Source organism: Pseudomonas sp. HMSC065H01 (assembly GCF_001815235.1).
Classification (GTDB): domain Bacteria; phylum Pseudomonadota; class Gammaproteobacteria; order Pseudomonadales; family Pseudomonadaceae; genus Pseudomonas; species Pseudomonas aeruginosa.
This window is the reverse complement of sequence record NZ_KV819932.1, coordinates 200,963-219,684: the sequence shown is the minus strand read 5'-3', so window position 1 is coordinate 219,684 and position 18,722 is coordinate 200,963. Positions and strand designations below refer to the sequence as shown.

Here is an 18,722-nt window from a genome sequence, read left to right as displayed (position 1 = left end):
GACGTCGCGGATACCGCGCTTTCTGTCCATCAAACAAGCACCGGGATCGATCGAATGACCTCCAGCAGCGTAGGGAAAGGTATTGCCATCTCCGGCATGTTCTTCATGCTCGGATTGTGTTTCGGGAGCCTCAGCTCCCGGATGGCCACGATAAAAGACGGACTCCAGCTTTCCGACGGGGTGTTCGGCAGTGCGCTTTTCGCCATGTCGGCCGGGGTGGTGCTCTCGTTGCCGGTATCCGGCTGGATGATCGCGAAGCTCGGCAGCAGAAACGTTGGAGTAACGGCGATTCTCGCGAACGCCGTTCTGCTGTCGTTGGTTCCCTTGGCTTCTAGCGTCTACCAGCTTGCTGCTCTGTTGTTCGTATCGGGGTTCTCCTATAGCGCGGTCAATGTGTCGAACAATACCCAGGCAAGCCTGTCGGAGGCGCTCATCGGAAAGACCGAGTTACCGTTTTTCCACGGTATATGGGGGTTGGCGGGATTCGTCGGCGCCGGGTTCGGGGCGTTGATGATCGGGCAGGACTTTGCCTTGTCCACGCATTTCGGCGTGATATCGGTGATCGCCTTCCTGGCCGCCCTGGCCTGCTGGCGCTTTCTCCACGACCAGCCTGGCGCGGAGCGGGTCGGGCGGGCCTTCACGATGCCGGACAGGAGGCTTTTCAACTACGGGCTGATCGTTTTTTTCTCGATGGCCTGCGAAGGCATCATGTATGACTGGAGCGTCGTCTATTTCCAGGACGTGGTCTCGGCCGAGCGGCAACTGGTCGGAGTCGGCTTCATGGTGTTCATGGGCGCCATGACTGTCGGCCGGCTTCTGCTGAACCGAGTCGCCGACCGTTTCGGTACGCGCAGCACCTTGCAGTGGAGCGGGGGGCTCGCCTTGATCGGCATGGTCACGACGATCGCCTATCCGAGCCTGCTGGCGTCGATCATTGGCTTCTGCCTTGTCGGTCTCGGCATCTGTACCGTCATTCCGCTGGTGGCGGGGGCCGCCGCCCGCTCCTCGAGCATGGCGCCGAGTTCGGCTATCGCAGCCGTTCTGACGATCGGATTCCTGGGCACGTTGATCGGCCCGCCGCTGATCGGCTTTCTCTCCGAAGCGTTCGGCCTGCGTTATGCCTTCGGCGCGTGCGTGGTCCTGGCCATCGGGATCATCCTTCGGGCGGGAAAGATACCGTGGCAAGCTCCGTCGGTCGTTTGACCATGCGCTCGACCGCTCGGGGAACCTGCCGCATGGGCGGTTCGCCGAGCGCTATGCCCTGCTGGCCTGTCGGCTGCGATAGTCTCTGGGCGAGCATTTCATGATGCGTTTGAAGGCGTTGCTGAAGGCGCTGTCCGAGCCGTAGCCCAGGGTTTGCGCGATCGAGGAAATCGTCGCTTTGCTGTCGCGCAGGGCGCGAGCCGCCAATTGCATACGCCAGTGCGATACATATTCCAGCGGCGCCAGTCCCGCGGTTTGCTTGAAACGCAGGGCCAGCGTGGAGCGCGAGGTACCCGCTACGTCGGCCAGGCGCTCGACCGTCCAGACTTTGGCCGGCTCGGCGTGGATCGCCCGGATCGCCGCGCCTATGCGCGGATCGGACAACGCCAGCAGCCAACTGGGCGTGTCGCTGCCCTTGCCGGCGAGATAGAGGCGCAGCACCTGCGCCAGCATGATGTGGCCCAGGTGGTGAGCGATCAGCGCGCTACCGGGTGACGGGCAGGAAAACTCATGGGCCAGTCGGTGCAGCGCCCAGCTCAGTACGGATGCCTGGTCCGAATCGCTTTTCACGACGGTCACCGGAGGCAGCCCGTCGAACAGCAGGTTGGCTTCTTCGCCAAAGGCGAAGCGACCGCCGATCAGGAAACAATCCTCGCTTTCCCCATAGTGCGCGACGCCGTCAGGGGCATCTCGGTAGAGCAGCGTGGCGTCGGCGGCGGGAAGGGATAGATCGCTGCCGACCAGCAGCGGACTGCGGCAGGACACCAGAAAGCAGTCGCCCGCTTCCAGTCGGATCGGCTCTTCCATGCCGTCGGTGGCCAGCAGGCAAGCGCCACGGACTACCACGTTGAACTTCACACCTTCCGGTGCCGGAAAGCGGAGTGCCCAATCGCCGCCGGTCTTCAGGGCGCCGAAGGAGGAGTCCTGGCTGTTGACCAGGGAAAGGACTTCGGAGAGAGGATCCATTGATGCTGGACGATCGCGATAGAAGATAGGAGTTTTTTGCATTCTAAGTCCGGAGATGTTTTCTCACAATGAGATTGCATCAGGTTGCCATCGACTCGGAGAACAGCATGCACGACAGACAGTTTCACATGCCTCCCGCTTTCGGCGGTGAGGCCAGCGACAGTGTCGCTCTCGCGGCGGGAGAGAAGCGATGATCAACCGTCAGATCGTTCTGAGCGAGCTTCCCCGGACTGCGCTCGCTGTCCGGCATTTTCAGGGGCGGGAGGTGCGTTATCCGGTTCCGGCCGACGGTGAGCTGTTGCTTCGTGTCCTGTACATATCGCTGGACGCCGCCAGCCGGGCCTGGATGCAAGGCGCGACCTATCGCCCCGGCCTCGTGGCCGGGGAGGTGATGGCGGGGTTGGGGCTGGCCGAGGTGGTGGAATCGTGCTCGGCGTCGTTCCAGCCCGGCGACCTGGTCTGTGCCGAGACCGGCTGGCAGACTTTCGCGGTCGTGCCGGCGGCCGGGCTCATCAGGCTGCCGTGCCTCGAGCCCCTCACGCACCTGCTCAGCGTCTACGGCGTAGCAGGCCTGACGGCCTATTTCGGCCTTCTCGAATGCGTGAGGCCGATGCAGGGCGAAACGCTGGCGGTGTCAGCCGCCGCCGGTGCCGTCGGCTCTATCGTTGGGCAGATCGCCAGGATCAGGGGCTGCCGTACTGTCGGCATTGCGGGAGGCGCCAGCAAATGCGCCTGGCTGGTTCGTGAACTGGGTTTCGACGCGGCACTCGACTACAAGACGGGGACGCTGGCCGATGACTTGCGGCGGACCTGTTCGGACGGGATCGACGCGTATTTCGACAACACCGGCGGTGCAATCCTCGATGCCTGTCTGCCGAACATGGCGGAGCATGGACGGGTCGCCTGTTGCGGCGCGATTTCGCAATACAACCTGGACCGACCCGCCGCCGGTCCTGCCGGGATCCCCGGGCTGCTCATCATCAAGCGCCTGACGTTGCGCGGATTCCTTCTTGGCGACTTTCTCGAGAGCAGAGAGCGGGCGCTCTCCGATCTCAAGGCATGGGTCGACTCCGGGCAGATCAAGGTATACGAGGATGTGCTCTACGGACTGGAAAGCCTGCCGGCGGCTCTGGTCGGCCTGTTGAATGGCGAGAACTTCGGCAAGCGCATCGTGAAGGTAGCCTGAGCGCAGTCCGCGACCAGCGATCCGCCGCTGGCGCTGGGGAGCTCTTTTGCTTGCTGCAGGTCAGCGGGAGTGTATTTGTTCCGAGCGAGAACTCGCCTTGTGGGCGTGGAAATGAGAAAATCTATCATTTCCCAGCCGCAGTACCGCGAAGGTGAAGGCTCCATGACATTTACCCGTAGACAAGTGCTCGGCGGCCTCGCCGGGCTGGCGGTGGTCGGCCTCGGCGCCGGCGGCGCGCGCTTCTGGCTGGCGCGTCCGCAGGTGGCGCAGGAGTACGACTACGAACTGATCGCCGCGCCGCTGGACCTGGAGATCGTCCCGGGCTTCAGCAGTCCGGCGCTGGCCTATGGCGGCCAGTGCCCCGGCGTGGAGTTGCGGGCGAAGCAGGGCGAGTGGCTGCGGGTGCGCTTCACCAACAGGCTGGACGAACCGACCACCATCCACTGGCACGGCATCCGCCTGCCGATCGAGATGGACGGCGTGCCGTACATTTCCCAGCCGCCGGTGCAGCCGGGCGAGAGCTTCATCTACCAGTTCAAGACCCAGGACGCCGGCAGCTACTGGTACCACCCGCACCTGATGAGCAGCGAGCAGCTCGGCCGCGGACTGGTCGGCCCGCTGATCATCGAGGAGCGCGAACCCACCGGGTTCCGCCACGAGAAGGTTCTCTGCCTGAAGACCTGGCACGTGGACGAGCAGGGCGCCTTCACCCCCTTCAGCGTGCCGCGCCAGGCCGCGCGAGAAGGCACCCGCGGGCGCTATTCGACGATCAACGGCAAGCATGTGCCGACCATCGACCTGCCGGCCGGGCAGATCGTCCGGGTGCGCCTGCTGAACGTCGACAACACCGTCACCTACCGTCTCAACCTGCCCAACGGCGAGGCGAGGATCTATGCCATCGATGGCCATCCGGTGGAACCACGCGGCTTCGAGGGGCAGTACTGGATCGGTCCCGGGATGCGCCTGGAGCTGGCGCTGAAGGTGCCGGAAGCGGGCACCGAGCTGTCCCTGCGCGACGGGCCGGTACGCCTGGCGACGATCCGCAGCGTGGCCAGCGCCGAGGCACCTGCCGGCGACTGGCCGAAGCCGTTGCCGGCGAATCCGGTGAGCGAACCGGACCTGGCCAATGCCGAGAAGATCGGTTTCCGTTTCGAGTGGGTCGGGGCGATGTCCGATACCAGCGGCAAGAATCCCTATCCGTCGTTCTGGCAGATCAACGGCAAGGCCTGGGAGGGCGGCGAGGAGCACAAGCACAACGCGCCGCCGCTGGCCAAGCTCAAGGAAGGCCAGAGCTACATCTTCGAGCTGCGCAACATGGCGCAGTACCAGCATCCGATCCACCTGCATGGGATGGCCTTCAAGGTGCTGGATTCGGATCGCCGGGAGATCATCCCGTACTTCACCGACACCTACCTGCTGGGCAAGAACGAGACTGCCCGCGTCGCGCTGGTGGCGGACAATCCGGGCCTGTGGATGTTCCACTGCCACGTCATCGACCATATGGAGACCGGCCTGATGGGGACCATCGCGGTCGGCGAGGCCTGGTGCGGGTGACTAAGCTGATCAGCAACGGCAAGGGCTACCCGACGGTAAAAGGCGTGCGTCCGATCATCGATCGCAGCCGGGACCCGCATTTCATGCGCGAGGCCCTGGCAGAGGCGGAAAAGGCCGCGGCCCTCGGCGAAGTGCCGGTGGGCGCGGTCCTGGTGCGCGAGGGCGAGATCATCGGGCGGGGCTTCAACCGGCCGATCAGTAGCCACGATCCCAGTGCCCACGCCGAAATGCTGGCGATCCGCATGGCAGCGGCGGAGGCGGGCAACTACCGGTTGCCAGGCAGCACCCTGTATGTGACCCTGGAACCCTGCAGCATGTGTTCCGGACTGCTGGTGCACGCACGCATCCAGCGCCTGGTGTACGGCACGGTCGAGCCCAAGTCGGGCGCAGTGGAAAGCCGTGGGCGATTCTTCGAGCAGGAGCATCTCAACCATAGGGTCATGGTCGAGGGTGGCGTGCTGGCGGAAGAATGCAGCCAGGTGCTCTCGGCGTTCTTCCGCGCGCGGCGCGAAGCGGCGAAGAAGCCTCGCGAAGACTGACGGATGTTTCTCTTTTCGAACGCTCCGGCTGAAACGTTAAAGCACGTCCTTGCCCCTTCCTCTCCTTCAAAAGCCATCTGCATCAATTATTTATCCGGATATTTCGGACGATCGGCATAGGCGTAAAGTCGTAGTCGCCGCGCGCTTCCTTCGTCGAATTGTGTGATATTTTGCACGGCCGCTTGAGCAAGCGGCCCGCAGGCAATGGCTTCAGGTGAGAGCGAGCCCGCCTGCGGATACCCCCGCCGGACCGCGCAGCCGAAAAGCGCGGCCGGTCCGGAGGCGTCCGCGATTCCCGGCCCTGCATTGTCCTCGAAGAAGGCCATCGGTACGGCGGTCCTGGCCGCCTCCCGCACAATGCCAATTCGAAATGCAGGGAGTTGTTGTCATGAGTGATACCCGGGTCCAGCAGTATCAGGATCACGCCGGGGCGGAAGCCGTCGATTCCTCGGGACTGGAGGTCAAGCGCCTGACGTTCCTCGAGGCGGTGGCGATGATCGTCGGAACCAACATCGGCGCAGGCGTGCTGTCCATGGCCTACGCCAGCCGCAAGGCCGGCTTCATGCCATTGCTGCTCTGGCTGGCGGTGGCCGGCCTGTTCACCACCATTTCCATGCTCTACGTCTCGGAAACCGCCCTGCGCACGCGCACCCACAACCAGTTGAGCGGCCTTGCCCAGCGCTATGTCGGCTCCTTCGGCGCCTGGGCGATCTTCCTGTCCGTGGCGGTCAACAGCATCGGCGCGCTGATCGCCTACATGAGCGGCAGCGGCAAGATCCTCAGCGCCTTCTTCGGCATCAGCCCGGCCCTGGGCAGCGTGCTGTTCTTCATTCCGGCCGCCGGCGTGCTGTACCTGGGACTGAGCGCCATCGGCAAGGGCGAGAAGTTCATCAGCATCGGCATGGTCAGCATGATCCTGATCCTGGTGGCGGCCACCCTGCTCAACGACAATACCGAGTTCGCTCGCCTGCTCGAAGGCGACTGGATCTACATGGTCCCGGTATTCAACATCGCGGTGTTCTGCTTCTCCGCCCAGTACATCGTCCCGGAGATGGCCCGTGGTTTCAGCCACGCCCCGGAGCGCCTGCCGAAGGCGGTGATCACCGGGATGCTGACCACCTTCGTCCTGCTCAGCATCGTGCCGCTCTCGGTGATCGCCCTGACCGGCCTGGAGAACCAGTCCGAAGTCGCCACCCTGGCCTGGGGCAAGGCGCTCGGCGAATGGGCCTTCTTCACCGCCAACACCTTCGCCCTGTGCGCCATGCTGACGTCCTACTGGGGCCTGGGCGGTAGCTTCCTGACCAACATCTTCGACAAGTTCCACAAGCTCGGTCCGGAGAACCGGCCGAAGACCCGCCTGCTGGTGCTGGCGATCGTCGCGCTGCCGCCGTTCGTCCTGGCCTACAGCGGGCTGGTCGGCTTCGTCAACGCGTTGTACTTCGCCGGGGCCTTCAGCGGGGTGATTCTCTCGATCATGCCGATCCTGATGCTGCGCTCGGCGCGTAGGAACGGCGACTTCGAGCCGGCCTGGAAATGCGGCTGGATCGCCCATCCGGCGATCCAGGCGGTGATCGTGACGATCTACCTGGCCAGCGCCGCCTACGCCATTTGTAGCGCCATGAACCTGCTGCCGGCCGGCTGGTAGGTCATCGCTGCCGGAAGAGGCCGCCATAGGGCGGCCTTTTTCATGGGATTTATTTTATCCGGATAATATTGTCGCTCTATTTATATCCGGGTATTATTCGGGCGTTCCATCCATGGGAGCCTGTCATGGCCAATGATCCATACATCCAATCCTTCACCTGCTTCGACGGCACGCGCCGGCTGCTGACGGCGGCGCTGCCGGAGGTCGCGCTGGCCTTGAAGCAAGCGGTCGCCGGCGGTGCAGCCGGACCGCTGCTGGTATTCGACAATGCCACTGGGCGCTCCGTCGATCTCGATATCCGTGGTTCCAGCGAGGACCTGCTGGCGCGCCTGGTCGTCGCAGGCGAGCGGCAACCGGCGGAGGAGGCCGCGCCGCGCGGGCGCGGGCGGCCGAAGCTGGGCGTGGTGGCGCGCGAGGTGACCTTGTTGCCGCGCCACTGGGAATGGCTCGCCGCGCAGCCCGGGGGCGCCTCGGTGGCGCTGCGCAAGCTGGTCGAGGAGGCGCGCCGCAGCCAGTCCGGGCGTGCGCGGCAGGCGCAGGAGCGCGCCTACCATTTCATGAATGCGATGGCCGGCGACCTGCCGGGCTTCGAGGAGGCGACGCGTGCGCTGTTCGCCGGGGATCGCGAGGGCTTCGCCGAGCGGATCGCCGGCTGGCCGACCGATGTGCGCGAGCACGCCGCCTGGCTGGCAAGCGACAGAGAATCCTGAGGGGAGGGGGCGGCTAGAGTTTCTCGTCGCCGCTGTCTTCTTCCGGGCGCGTCTTGTTCACGCCGGGCAGGTGCAACCCGCTCTCGGCGATCTGGCTGCCTTCCATCTGCGGCTGGGTCACCCAGGTGAGGATGTCGTAGTAGCGCCGCACGTTCTGTACGAAGTGCACGGTCTCGCCGCCGCGCGCATAGCCGTAGCGGGTCTTGGCGTACCACTGCTTCTGCGCCAGGCGCGGCAGCATCTTCTTCACGTCCAGCCACTTGTTCGGGTTGAGGCCTTCCTTCTCGGCCATCTTGCGCGCGTCTTCCAGGTGCGCGCCGCCGATGTTGTAGGCGGCCAGGGCGAACCAGCTGCGGTCCGGTTCCTTGATGCTCTCGGGCAGTTCGCTGCGGATCTGCACGAAATACTTGCTGCCGCCCTGGATGCTCTGCTTCGGGTCGAGCCGGTTGGACACGCCCATCGCCTGGGCGGTCCGGTTGGTCAGCATCATCAGGCCGCGCACGCCGGTCTTGGAGGTGGCGCCGGGCTGCCACAGCGATTCCTGGTAGCCGATGGCGGCGAGCAGGCGCCAGTCGGTATCCAACTGCTTGCCGCTCTGCTTGAAGTGGCTTTCGTAGCGCGGCAGGCGTTGCTGCAGGTGCTGGGCGAAGGTGTAGGCGCCGACGTAGCCGAGTACGTCGACATGCCCGTAGTAACGGTCCTTCAGGCGTTGCAGCAGGCCTTCCTTCTTGGCCTGGTCGAGGAACGCGTTGACCTCGTTCATCAGGCTGTCGTCGTCGCCCCCCGGCAAGGCCCAGGCCAGCCCGCGGGCTTCGCCGAAGTCGAAGGCGACGCGGACGTTGGGGAAGTACACCTGGTTCATCGCCAGTTCGTTGGAGTCGACCAGGGTCAGGTCGATGTCGCCGACGTCGACCATGCGCAACAGGTCGACCACTTCGACAGCATCGGATTCTTCGTACTTCAGTTCGGGATACTGCTTCTTCAGCTCGGCGAGCTGCTCCGCGTGGCTGCTGCCCTTAAGCACCATGATGCGCTTGCCGACCAGGTCTTCCGGGCGGGTCGGGCGCTGCTGGCCGTTGCGGTAGATGATCTGCGGGGTGACGTCGAGGTAGGTGTGCGAGTAGCGCACGCTGGCGTCGTCTTCGCGTCCCGGGGTCAGGCCGGCCGCGGCGAGCGCCGGGCCGCCCTCGCGGGAAAGCTGGGCATAGAGGTCGTCGAGGTTGTCGGCGGTCTCGATCTTCAGCTCGACGCCGAGACGCTCGGCGAAGCGCTTGGCCAGTTCGTATTCGAAGCCGGTTTCGCCGTTGCGGTCCTGGAAGTAGGTGGCCGGGCTGTTGCGGGTGATCACGCGCAGTACGCCCTCCTTCTGCACGCGCTCCAGGGCGGTAGGGGCTTTCGCCTCGCTACAGCCCGCAAGCAGCAGAAAGATGCCGGTCGCCAACAGCCAGGCGGCGCAACGTAAGCGGTACGCGGTCAGGGCAAACATCGGCGCAGTATACGCAAAGGCGAGACGGCGCCATATCTCGACAGCCGGGACCTTCTCTGCTATCGCCGGGATACCGTTCGTCCGCCGTTTCGCTTGCCCCGTCGCAGAGCGCTGCGGCGCCGTTCTCGAAGTGCTTCGAAGCGGGCCGCCGCGGATCCGATGGAGGGCTATGCGATAGCCATCGGCGCGGGTGCCGCCGGACGGTGCTTTACGGTAGAATGCACGGCCTCTGCGGGCCGGCCCGGCCGGCCCCCACACCTTCCCGTCTCCAGAGGCTGTTCCGACAATGCTGATCCTGCGCGGCGCTCCCGCCCTTTCCGCTTTCCGCCACGGCAAACTGCTCGAGCAACTGACCCAGCACGTACCTGCCGTTACCGGGCTGTACGCTGAGTTCGCGCATTTCGCCGACGTCACCGGCGCGCTCACCGCCGACGAGGAGCAGGTGCTGGCGCGGCTGCTGAAATACGGCCCGAGCGTGCCGGTGCAGGAGCCCAGCGGACGGCTGTTCCTGGTGGTGCCGCGCTTCGGCACCATCTCGCCGTGGTCGAGCAAGGCCTCCGACATCGCCCGCAACTGCGGCCTGGCGAAGATCGACCGGCTGGAGCGCGGCATTGCCTACTATGTGCAGGGCGAACTGTCCGAGAGCGACGCCCAGCAGGTCGCCGCCCGCCTGCATGACCGCATGACCCAACTGGTGCTGGACCGCCTGGAAGGCGCCGCCGAGCTGTTCAGCCATGCGCAGCCCCGCCCGCTCACCGCCGTCGACGTGCTTGGCGGCGGTCGCGCCGCGCTGGAGAAGGCCAACGTCGAGTTGGGCCTGGCCCTGGCCGAGGACGAGATCGACTACCTGCTGAAGAGCTTCGGCGAACTGGGGCGCAATCCGCACGACGTCGAGCTGATGATGTTCGCCCAGGCCAACTCCGAGCATTGCCGGCACAAGATCTTCAATGCCAGTTGGGACATCGACGGGCAGGCCCAGGACAAGAGCCTGTTCGGCATGATCAAGAACACCTACGAGATGAACCGCGAAGGCGTGCTGTCCGCATACAAGGACAACGCCGCGGTCATCGTCGGCCATGTCGCCGGGCGTTTCTTCCCCGATCCGCAGACCCGCGAATACGCCGCCAGCCGCGAGCCGGTGCAGATCCTGATGAAGGTGGAGACCCACAACCACCCGACCGCCATCGCGCCGTTCCCCGGTGCCTCCACCGGTTCCGGCGGCGAGATCCGCGACGAGGGCGCCACCGGCCGCGGCGCCAAGCCGAAGGCCGGCCTGACCGGCTTCACCGTGTCCAACCTGCAGATCCCCGGTTTCGAACAGCCCTGGGAAGTGCCCTACGGCAAGCCCGAGCGCATCGTCACCGCGCTGGACATCATGGTCGAGGGCCCGCTGGGCGGCGCCGCGTTCAACAACGAGTTCGGCCGTCCGGCGCTGACCGGCTACTTCCGTACCTTCGAGCAGAAGATCGCTACCCCTCACGGCGAGGAAGTGCGCGGCTACCACAAGCCGATCATGCTCGCCGGCGGCATGGGCAACATTCGCGACGAACACGTGCAGAAGGGCGAGATCAGCGTCGGCGCCAAGCTCATCGTCCTTGGCGGCCCGGCCATGCTGATCGGCCTGGGCGGCGGCGCCGCCTCTTCGATGGCCACCGGCGCCAGCTCCGCCGACCTCGACTTCGCCTCGGTGCAGCGCGACAACCCGGAAATGGAGCGACGTTGCCAGGAAGTGATCGACCGCTGCTGGCAGCTCGGCGAGCGCAACCCGATCAGCTTCATCCATGACGTCGGTGCCGGCGGCCTGTCCAACGCCCTGCCGGAACTGATCAACGACGGCGGCCGCGGCGGTCGCTTCGAGCTGCGCGCGGTGCCCAACGACGAGCCGGGCATGAGCCCGCTGGAAATCTGGTGCAACGAGTCGCAGGAGCGCTACGTGCTGTCGGTGGACGCCGCCGACTTCGAGACCTTCAAGGCCATCTGCGAGCGCGAGCGCTGCCCGTTCGCGGTGGTCGGCGAGGCCATCGAGCAGCGCCAGCTGACCGTCGCCGACAGCCATTTCGACAACAAGCCGGTGGACATGCCGCTGGAAGTCCTGCTCGGCAAGGCGCCGCGCATGCACCGCGCGGTTACCCGCGAGGCCGAGCTGGGCGACGATTTCGACGCCGCCGGGCTGGAGCTGCAGGAAAGCGTCGAGCGCGTCCTGCGCCATCCCGCCGTGGCCAGCAAGAGCTTCCTGATCACCATCGGCGACCGCACCATCACCGGGCTGGTGGCCCGCGACCAGATGGTCGGGCCCTGGCAGGTGCCGGTGGCCGACTGCGCCGTCACCGCCACCAGCTTCGACGTCTACACCGGCGAGGCCATGGCGATGGGCGAACGTACCCCGCTGGCGCTGCTGGACGCCCCGGCTTCCGGACGCATGGCCATCGGCGAGACGGTCACCAACCTGGCTGCCGCGCGTATCGGCAAGCTGTCCGACATCAAGCTTTCCGCCAACTGGATGGCCGCCGCCGGCCACCCCGGCGAGGACGCGCGCCTGTATGACACGGTCAAGGCCGTGGGCATGGAACTGTGCCCGGAACTGGGCATCACCATCCCGGTGGGCAAGGACTCGATGTCCATGAAGACCCGCTGGCAGGACAATGGCGAGGACAAGAGCGTCACTTCTCCGGTCTCGCTGATCGTCACCGGCTTCGCCCCGGTCGCCGACGTGCGCCAGAGCCTGACCCCGCAACTGCGCCTGGACAAGGGCGAGACCGACCTGATCCTGATCGATCTCGGCCGCGGCAAGAACCGTCTCGGCGGCTCGATCCTGGCCCAGGTCCACGGCAAGCTCGGCCGCGCCGTGCCGGACGTCGACGACGCCGAGGACCTGAAAGCCTTCTTCGCGGTGATCCAGGGACTCAATGCCGACGGCCATATCCTCGCCTACCACGACCGTTCCGACGGCGGCCTGATCACCAGCGTGCTGGAGATGGCCTTCGCCGGTCACTGCGGCGTCGAGCTGAACCTCGATGCCCTGGCCGATAGCCGCGAAGAGCTGGCGGCCGTGTTGTTCAGCGAGGAACTGGGCGCGGTGATCCAGGTTCGCGAGGGCGCCACTCCGGAAGTCCTCGCGCAGTTCAGCGCCGCCGGTCTCGACGACTGCGTGGCGGTGATCGGCCAGCCGGTCAACGGCTACGAGATCAACCTGAACTACAACGGCGAGACCGTCTACAGCGCCCAGCGCCGCATCCTGCAACGCATCTGGAGCGAGACCAGCTACCAGATCCAGCGTCTGCGCGACAACGCCGACTGCGCCGAGCAGGAGTTCGACGCGCTGCTGGACGAAGACAACCCCGGGCTGTCGATCAAGCTCAGCTACGACGTCAACGACGACATCGCCGCGCCCTACATCAAGAAGGGCGTGCGGCCGAAAGTGGCGATCCTCCGCGAGCAGGGCGTCAACGGCCAGGTGGAGATGGCCGCGGCGTTCGACCGCGCCGGCTTCGCCGCGATCGACGTGCACATGAGCGACATCCTCGCCGGGCGGGTCGACCTGGACGCCTTCAAGGGCCTGGTGGCCTGCGGTGGCTTCTCCTACGGCGACGTGCTCGGCGCCGGCGAGGGCTGGGCCAAGTCGATCCTCTTCAACGCCCGCGCCCGCGACGGCTTCCAGGCGTTCTTCGCGCGCAAGGACAGCTTCGCCCTCGGCGTCTGCAACGGCTGCCAGATGATGTCCAACCTGCACGAGCTGATTCCCGGCACCGAGTTCTGGCCGCACTTCGTGCGCAACCGTTCCGAGCAGTTCGAGGCGCGGGTGGCGATGGTCCAGGTGCAGGAGTCGTCGTCGATCTTCCTGCAGGGCATGGCCGGTTCGCGCCTGCCGATCGCCATCGCCCATGGCGAAGGCCATGCGGAGTTCGAGTCGGAGGAAGCGTTGCTCGAGGCCGACCTTTCCGGCTGCGTGTCGCTGCGTTTCGTCGACAACCACGGCAAGGTCACCGAAGCCTACCCGGCCAACCCCAACGGGTCGCCGCGCGGCATCACCGGGCTGAGCAGCCGCGACGGCCGGGTCACCATCATGATGCCGCACCCCGAGCGGGTGTTCCGCGCCGTGCAGAATTCCTGGCGTCCGGACGACTGGCAGGAAGACGGCGGCTGGCTGCGCATGTTCCGCAACGCCCGGGTCTGGGTGGACTGATCCGGCATGGCGGGCGATGCGGACTCCAACTCGTCGCCCGACCTTCTTCCCGAGGTTCGCCGGGTCTCTCCCGGCGACACCTTGCGGCTCTGTACCTGCGGGGCTTCGGCTTCGCTTCCCGATTGTCCCGCCGACTGCCGCAACGGCCTGACGCTCCACGCGACCCGCGAGCGCCTGTTGCTGTTGTGCCGCTGCGGGCGCTCCGCCGACCTGCCGTATTGCGACGGCAGCCATGCGCCTTCCGCCTCCGGGCTGAAGGCCAGGTGGCGGCGTTTCCGCGGCTGAACGTAAATCTGTGAACGCCCGCACGAAGGTGTTGTGACGAGCGAACAAATGTTGCGCTTATCTGTCGTAAAGGCAGCGTCAAATATTCATCATATCAAGGCAAAGTGCCATTATTTGGCGTCGGCAGTCGCACAACCACCGACCGCCTCGTGCAGCATTCGATTCGTGCGGAGAAAACGATGTACAAGCTGTGTTTCTATGTGCCTGAGAGCCATCTGGATGTCGTCAAGCAAGCGGTGTTCGCCGCGGGTGGCGGGCGCATCGGGGCGTACGACAGTTGCTGCTGGCAGTCCCTTGGCCAGGGCCAGTTCCGGCCCCTGGACGGTAGCCAACCCTACCTGGGCCAGGTCGGCCAAGTCGAGCACGTGGCGGAGTGGAAAGTGGAGCTGGTGGTGGCCGACGAGCTCATCCACGCCAGCGTCAAGGCGCTGAAGGCGGCGCATCCCTATGAGACCCCGGCCTACGAAGTCTGGCGCCTGACCGACATGGTCTTCTGAGTTTTCCTCGGACAAGCAAGAAGGGCGGCCAGTTGCCGCCCTTTTCGTTATCCGCCTCACGGGGAGAGCCCGACCCGGGGCTGTGGCGTGGCGCGAACAACCGCTTCGCGATTATCGAACCCGAACGGGGGAGCTGTGGCGTAGGGCGAATAACCGCTTGGCGGTTATCCGCCGATTGGCCGAGGTCCAGCCCTCCTGCCGTCAGCGCCGCAGCAGCGGTTGCAGGGCCTGGCTCAGGGCCGCGGCGCGGGGGCCCACCAGGATATGGCAGATGCCGCCGGCGAGGGAGCTGACGCCCTGTCCGCCGAGACGACGCAGTTGCTCGGTGGCCAGCTTGCGTTCGTCCGCCACGCTGACCCGCAGGCGGGTCAGTGCGACGTCCCGTACCTCGCGCAGGTTGCCGGCGCCGCCGAGGGCGCCGAGCCAGGCCTGGGCTTCGGCGGCGTCGACGGTGGCCTGCATCGACACCACCTCTTCGGCTGCGTTCGGACTGCCCAGCGGCGGTACGGCTTCGCCCGGTTGCGTATCGAAGGGCAGGGCGCGGCGGATCTCGTCGGCGATGCTGTCGGCCTGTGGGCCGACCACCACCTGCAGGCTGCCGGCCTTGCCCGGACGTACCACGGCCATCGCACCGAGGGCCTTGAGCTGGGCGTCCGAGGCCTTGTCGCGGTCGACCAGGCGCAGACGCAGGCGCGTGGTGCAGGCGTCCACCACTTCGAGGTTGGCTGCGCCACCCAGGGCGCGGATGAATGCCGGGGCGCGCTCGGCTTCGGCGTTGTCGCCCGATTCGCTGCTCGCGTCGTCTTCGCGGCCCGGGGTCTTCAGGTTGAAGCGGCGGATGCAGAAGTCGAACACCAGGTAATAGATGCCGGCATAGAGCAGGCCCAGCGGCCAGAGCATCCAGCCGTGGGTGGAACGGCCCCAGCCCAGGGCGAGGTCGATGGCGCCACCGGAGAAGGTGAAGCCGAGGCGGATGTCGAGCAGGTCGGTGAGGGCCATGGACAGGCCGGTGAGCAGCGCATGCAGCAGGTAGAGCAGCGGCGCGAGGAACATGAAGGCGAACTCCACCGGCTCGGTGACGCCGGTGAGGAAGGCGGTCAAGGCCATCGACAGGAGCAGCCCGCCGATCAGCTTGCGCCGCTCCGGACGGGCGTTGCGGTACATCGCCAGGCAGGCGGCGGGCAGGCCGAACATCATCACCGGGAACATCCCGGCCATGAACTGGCCGCCCTTCGGGTCGCCGGCGAAATAGCGCGCCAGGTCGCCGGTGACGACGCGCCCGGTTTCCGGGTCGGTGAAGCTACCGAAGACGAACCACACCAGGTTGTTGAGGATGTGGTGCAACCCGGTGACGATCAGCAGGCGGTTCAGCACGCCGAAGGCGAAGGCGCCGAAGCTGCCGCTTTCCAGCATGAGTTGGCCGAGGCCGTTGATGCCCTGTTGCAGCGGTGGCCAGATCACCCCGAACAGCAGGCCCAGGCAGACCGCGCTGATCCCGGTGGCGATCGGCACGAAGCGGCGGCCGCCGAAGAACGCCAGGTATTCCGGCAGCTTCACGTCCTTGAAGCGGTTATACAGGGCGCCAGCCACCAGGCCGCTGATGATACCGGAGAGCACGCCCATGTCGATGCCCGGATCGATCACCTTGAGCACCGAGATCATCACCAGGTAGCCGATGGCGCCGGCGAGGCCGGCGGTGCCATTGTTGTCGCGAGCGAAACCGACGGCGATGCCGATGGCGAAGATCAGCGCCAGGTTGGCGAAGATCGCCTTGCCGGCGTCGTGGACCAGCGGAATGTCGAGCAGGTCGACGTCGCCCAGGCGCAGCAGCAGGCCGGCGATCGGCAGGATCGCGATCGGCAGCATCAGGGCGCGGCCCAGGCGTTGCAGGCTTTCGATCAGGAACGGGGGCATGGCGGTGGTCTCCGATTGTTCTTGTCAGGCCAGCGGCCAGTGTTGCAGGCAGGCGTCGCGCACCGCCCGGGCGCTGCCCAGGTCCAGTAGCGCCTGGGCGTGGCGGCGGCATCCAGCGGCGTCGAGCTGGCGCACCCGGGTCTTGATCTCGCCGACCAGGTTCGGCCCGACGGACAATTCCTCGACCCCGAGGCCGACCAGTACCGGTGTCGCCAGCGGGTCCGAGGCCAGCGCACCGCAGACGCCGACCCAGCGGCCGTGGCGGGCTGCTCCGGCGCAGGTCTGGGCGATCAGTCGCAGCAGCGCCGGGTGGAGGGCGTCGATGCGGTCGGCCAGGCCGGCGTGGCAACGGTCCATGGCCAGGGCGTACTGCGACAGGTCGTTGGTGCCGATGGAGAGGAAGTCGGCGTGTTCGGCCAGTTGATCGGCGAGCAGGGCGGCGGAGGGCACCTCGATCATCACCCCGAGTTCGGGCAGGCGCTCGATCCCCAACTGCGTGGCCAGCTCGCCGAGGCGGCCACGGATGGCGCGCAGTTCATCGACCTCGCTGACCATCGGCAGCAGTATCCGGCAGCGTTCCAGTGGTTCGACCCTCAGCAGCGCGCGCAACTGCTGGTCGAGCAGCTCCGGGCGCGCCTGGCCGAGGCGGATGCCGCGCAGGCCCAGTGCTGGGTTTTCTTCCACCGGCAGCGGCAGGTAGTCGAGGTGCTTGTCGCCGCCGACATCGATGGTGCGGATGATCACCTTGCGCTGGCCCATGGCGTCCAGGACCTCCTGGTAGGCGTTGCGCTGCTCCTCTTCGTCGGGCGCGGCGCGGCGCTCGAGAAAGAGAAACTCGGTGCGTAGCAGGCCGACCCCGTCGGCACCGTTGGCGAAGGCTTCGGCGGCCTCGCGCGGCGAGGCGACGTTGGCGCCGATCTCGATGCGCCGGCCGTCGCGGGTGAGCGCCTCGCGCTGCGCATCGGCCTGCTGGCGGCGGCGTTGTTCCTCGCGCTGCGCCACTTGCAAGGCGACCTGCTCCAGGCGTCGAGCGTCGGGGCTGAGTTCCAGCCGGCCCTGGCCGGCGTCCAGCACCACCTGCCGGCCTTCCTCCAGCTCCAGCAGCCCGGCGCCGAGCGCCACCAGGCACGGCAGGCCCTTGCTGCGGGCGAGGATGGCCACGTGGGAGGTGGCGCCGCCTTCGGCCATGCACAGGCCAGCCGCGCCGGCATCCACCAGCGGCGCGAGGTCGGAGGGAGTGATCTCCCGGGCGGCGACGATGGCGCCAGCAGGCACCCGCAATGGCGCGGTGTCGCCGAGCAGTACCCGCAGCACGCGTTTTTCCAGGTCGCGCAGGTCGTTGGCGCGCTCGGCCAGCAGCAGGTTGCCCAGCGCCTGGAGAATCTCGCACTGGGCCTGGATCGCCCGGTGCCAGGCGTGGGCGGCGCCGACGCCCTGGTCGATCAGCATGTCGGCGGCGTCCAGCAGACCCGGGTCTTCCAGCAGCGCGAGATGCGCGGAAAAGATCGCCGCTTCGTTCTCGTCGCCGCCGAGCCTGGCCTGCTGCAGGCTCCCCTGTACGTCGTCGCGCACCCGTTGCAGGGCCTGGTCCAGGGCGAGGTGCTGTTCCTCGGGACGATGCCGGCCGTCATCCGCCGGCAGGCTGATGGCGCCGAGCCGCGCCAGGGGACCGCTGGCCAGGCCGGGCGAAGCGCAGACGCCGGCCAGGGTACCGGCGACAGCCGCAGGTCGCGCCGGCTCGCCCGGGGCGATGGCGCGCGGGGCCTCCTTCGGAGCCCCCGCGGTGGCGCTGGCGAGGGCCGCGAGCAGGGCGCCGAGGGCCGCCTCGCTGTCTTCGCCGCGACAGATCACCTCTACCTCGTCCTGTTCGGCGACCCCCAGGCCCATGATGCCGACCAGGCTGTCGACGCTGGCCACCTGCCCGGCGAAGTGCAGTTCGGCCTGGCTGGAAAAGCCCTGCGCGGTCTTCCGTAGCAGCGCTGCCGGGCGTGCGTGCAGACCGCCATGATGGGCGACCCGCGCCCGCCCGCGGACCTGGCGCTGCGCGGAGCCTTCGCCAGGCGCGGGATTGGCCGGACGTTGCTCGGCCTTCTCCGGACTCAGTTGCAGGAGCGGCGCGCCGACCTCCACCGGGTTGGTGGTCAGCGGGCGTACCTGGAAGCCGTCGCCGTTGGTCAGGATCATCACCGTGATCAGACTGCGGCTGCCGCGGGCGACGCGGTCCAGGTCGAAGCGCAGCAGCGGCTGGCCCTCGATCACCCGCGTACCTTCCTCGACCAGCGCCTCGAAGCCTTCGCCTTGCAGCTGTACGGTATCGAGGCCGACGTGCAGCAGCAGCTCGGCACCGTTGTCGGCGCGCAGGCTGAGCGCGTGGCGGGTTCGCGCCAGGTGGCTGACCAGCCCGGCGCAGGGCGCGTGCAGGCAGTCGTTGAGTGGGTCGATGGCGATGCCTTCGCCCAGGGTGCCGCTGGAAAACACCGGGTCGGGTACTCGGTTGAGCGGCATCACGGGGCCGCTCAGGGGCGCTTTGAGGGCGAGATTCTTGTTGTTCATG

At 66.8% G+C, this 18,722-nt stretch carries 14 protein-coding genes; 9 read left to right on the top strand and 5 right to left on the bottom strand.

What is annotated here, in order from left to right:
- The first annotated feature begins 54 nt into the window (after positions 1–54).
- Complete coding sequence (locus HMPREF3014_RS34865) at positions 55–1,203, top strand: MFS transporter (RefSeq protein ID WP_016852510.1); 1,149 nt, start codon at positions 55–57, stop codon at positions 1,201–1,203.
- Positions 1,204–1,254: 51 nt separating this feature from the next.
- Here the strand turns inward: HMPREF3014_RS34865 and HMPREF3014_RS28390 are convergent, their stop codons facing one another.
- The gene (locus HMPREF3014_RS28390; RefSeq protein WP_003162432.1) at positions 1,255–2,169 is read right to left on the bottom strand and encodes an AraC family transcriptional regulator; all 915 of its coding nucleotides are present in this window, start codon (positions 2,167–2,169) and stop codon (positions 1,255–1,257) included.
- 190 nt (positions 2,170–2,359) lie between these two features.
- Here HMPREF3014_RS28390 and HMPREF3014_RS28385 point away from each other — a divergent pair, with 190 nt between their 5' ends.
- The 3 genes from HMPREF3014_RS28385 (at position 2,360) to tadA (ending at position 5,448) form a co-directional block, all read left to right on the top strand.
- Positions 2,360–3,355 carry an NADP-dependent oxidoreductase gene (locus HMPREF3014_RS28385; RefSeq protein WP_023087085.1) on the top strand — a complete coding sequence of 332 codons (996 nt, stop codon included), beginning with the start codon at positions 2,360–2,362 and terminating at the stop codon, positions 3,353–3,355.
- Between the two features lie 162 nt (positions 3,356–3,517).
- The gene (locus HMPREF3014_RS28380; RefSeq protein ID WP_003092698.1) at positions 3,518–4,909 is read left to right on the top strand and encodes a multicopper oxidase family protein; all 1,392 of its coding nucleotides are present in this window, start codon (positions 3,518–3,520) and stop codon (positions 4,907–4,909) included.
- Entirely contained in the window at positions 4,900–5,448 is a 549-nt protein-coding gene (gene tadA, locus HMPREF3014_RS28375; RefSeq protein WP_009876951.1) for a tRNA adenosine(34) deaminase TadA, read from the top strand. The genes HMPREF3014_RS28380 and tadA overlap by 10 nt, the downstream gene beginning before the upstream one ends.
- A gap of 86 nt (positions 5,449–5,534) precedes the next feature.
- Here the strand turns inward: tadA and HMPREF3014_RS34110 are convergent, their stop codons facing one another.
- A complete protein-coding gene (locus HMPREF3014_RS34110; protein ID WP_152959661.1) occupies positions 5,535–5,774 on the bottom strand; it encodes a hypothetical protein in 240 nt (79 codons plus the stop codon).
- Positions 5,775–5,836: 62 nt separating this feature from the next.
- On the opposite strand from HMPREF3014_RS34110, the gene HMPREF3014_RS28370 reads away from it, so the two are divergent.
- Positions 5,837–7,093, top strand: coding sequence for an aromatic amino acid transport family protein (locus HMPREF3014_RS28370; RefSeq protein WP_003092694.1), 1,257 nt, complete (start codon positions 5,837–5,839; stop codon positions 7,091–7,093).
- 125 nt (positions 7,094–7,218) lie between these two features.
- A complete protein-coding gene (locus HMPREF3014_RS28365; protein ID WP_009876950.1) occupies positions 7,219–7,803 on the top strand; it encodes a DUF2239 family protein in 585 nt (194 codons plus the stop codon).
- Positions 7,804–7,816: 13 nt separating this feature from the next.
- Here the strand turns inward: HMPREF3014_RS28365 and mltF are convergent, their stop codons facing one another.
- Positions 7,817–9,289, bottom strand: coding sequence for a membrane-bound lytic murein transglycosylase MltF (mltF, locus tag HMPREF3014_RS28360; RefSeq protein ID WP_003104806.1), 1,473 nt, complete (start codon positions 9,287–9,289; stop codon positions 7,817–7,819).
- Between the two features lie 286 nt (positions 9,290–9,575).
- On the opposite strand from mltF, the gene purL reads away from it, so the two are divergent.
- From purL to HMPREF3014_RS28350, 3 genes are all read left to right on the top strand, one after another.
- Entirely contained in the window at positions 9,576–13,472 is a 3,897-nt protein-coding gene (gene purL / locus HMPREF3014_RS28355) for a phosphoribosylformylglycinamidine synthase (protein WP_003137917.1), read from the top strand.
- A 6-nt stretch (positions 13,473–13,478) separates the two neighbouring features.
- Positions 13,479–13,757 carry a CDGSH iron-sulfur domain-containing protein gene (locus HMPREF3014_RS34105; protein WP_003113822.1) on the top strand — a complete coding sequence of 93 codons (279 nt, stop codon included), beginning with the start codon at positions 13,479–13,481 and terminating at the stop codon, positions 13,755–13,757.
- Between the two features lie 179 nt (positions 13,758–13,936).
- Positions 13,937–14,254: a YqfO family protein gene (locus HMPREF3014_RS28350; protein WP_003092679.1), complete on the top strand. Its 318-nt coding sequence runs from the start codon at positions 13,937–13,939 to the stop codon at positions 14,252–14,254.
- Between the two features lie 201 nt (positions 14,255–14,455).
- On the opposite strand, the gene nagE is transcribed toward HMPREF3014_RS28350, so the two are convergent.
- Positions 14,456–16,168 carry an N-acetylglucosamine-specific PTS transporter subunit IIBC gene (gene nagE / locus HMPREF3014_RS28345; protein ID WP_003117449.1) on the bottom strand — a complete coding sequence of 571 codons (1,713 nt, stop codon included), beginning with the start codon at positions 16,166–16,168 and terminating at the stop codon, positions 14,456–14,458.
- Positions 16,169–16,192: 24 nt separating this feature from the next.
- Positions 16,193–18,721 carry a phosphoenolpyruvate--protein phosphotransferase gene (gene ptsP / locus HMPREF3014_RS28340; RefSeq protein ID WP_023087087.1) on the bottom strand — a complete coding sequence of 843 codons (2,529 nt, stop codon included), beginning with the start codon at positions 18,719–18,721 and terminating at the stop codon, positions 16,193–16,195.
- Between the last annotated feature and the right edge of the window lies 1 nt (position 18,722).

Excerpts from the sequence above, each read along its gene's own strand:
- HMPREF3014_RS28365 (WP_009876950.1), top strand. The coding sequence starts at position 7,219 with ATGGCCAATGATCCATACATCCAATCCTTCACCTGCTTCGACGGCACG.
- mltF (WP_003104806.1), bottom strand. The coding sequence starts at position 9,289 with ATGTTTGCCCTGACCGCGTACCGCTTACGTTGCGCCGCCTGGCTGTTG.
- ptsP (WP_023087087.1), bottom strand. The coding sequence starts at position 18,721 with ATGAACAACAAGAATCTCGCCCTCAAAGCGCCCCTGAGCGGCCCCGTG.
- HMPREF3014_RS34110 (WP_152959661.1), bottom strand. The coding sequence starts at position 5,774 with ATGGCCTTCTTCGAGGACAATGCAGGGCCGGGAATCGCGGACGCCTCC.
- HMPREF3014_RS34105 (WP_003113822.1), top strand. The coding sequence starts at position 13,479 with ATGGCGGGCGATGCGGACTCCAACTCGTCGCCCGACCTTCTTCCCGAG.
- purL (WP_003137917.1), top strand. The coding sequence starts at position 9,576 with ATGCTGATCCTGCGCGGCGCTCCCGCCCTTTCCGCTTTCCGCCACGGC.
- HMPREF3014_RS28370 (WP_003092694.1), top strand. The coding sequence starts at position 5,837 with ATGAGTGATACCCGGGTCCAGCAGTATCAGGATCACGCCGGGGCGGAA.
- HMPREF3014_RS34865 (WP_016852510.1), top strand. The coding sequence starts at position 55 with ATGACCTCCAGCAGCGTAGGGAAAGGTATTGCCATCTCCGGCATGTTC.
- HMPREF3014_RS28390 (WP_003162432.1), bottom strand. The coding sequence starts at position 2,169 with ATGGATCCTCTCTCCGAAGTCCTTTCCCTGGTCAACAGCCAGGACTCC.
- nagE (WP_003117449.1), bottom strand. The coding sequence starts at position 16,168 with ATGCCCCCGTTCCTGATCGAAAGCCTGCAACGCCTGGGCCGCGCCCTG.
- HMPREF3014_RS28350 (WP_003092679.1), top strand. The coding sequence starts at position 13,937 with ATGTACAAGCTGTGTTTCTATGTGCCTGAGAGCCATCTGGATGTCGTC.
- HMPREF3014_RS28385 (WP_023087085.1), top strand. The coding sequence starts at position 2,360 with ATGATCAACCGTCAGATCGTTCTGAGCGAGCTTCCCCGGACTGCGCTC.
- HMPREF3014_RS28380 (WP_003092698.1), top strand. The coding sequence starts at position 3,518 with ATGACATTTACCCGTAGACAAGTGCTCGGCGGCCTCGCCGGGCTGGCG.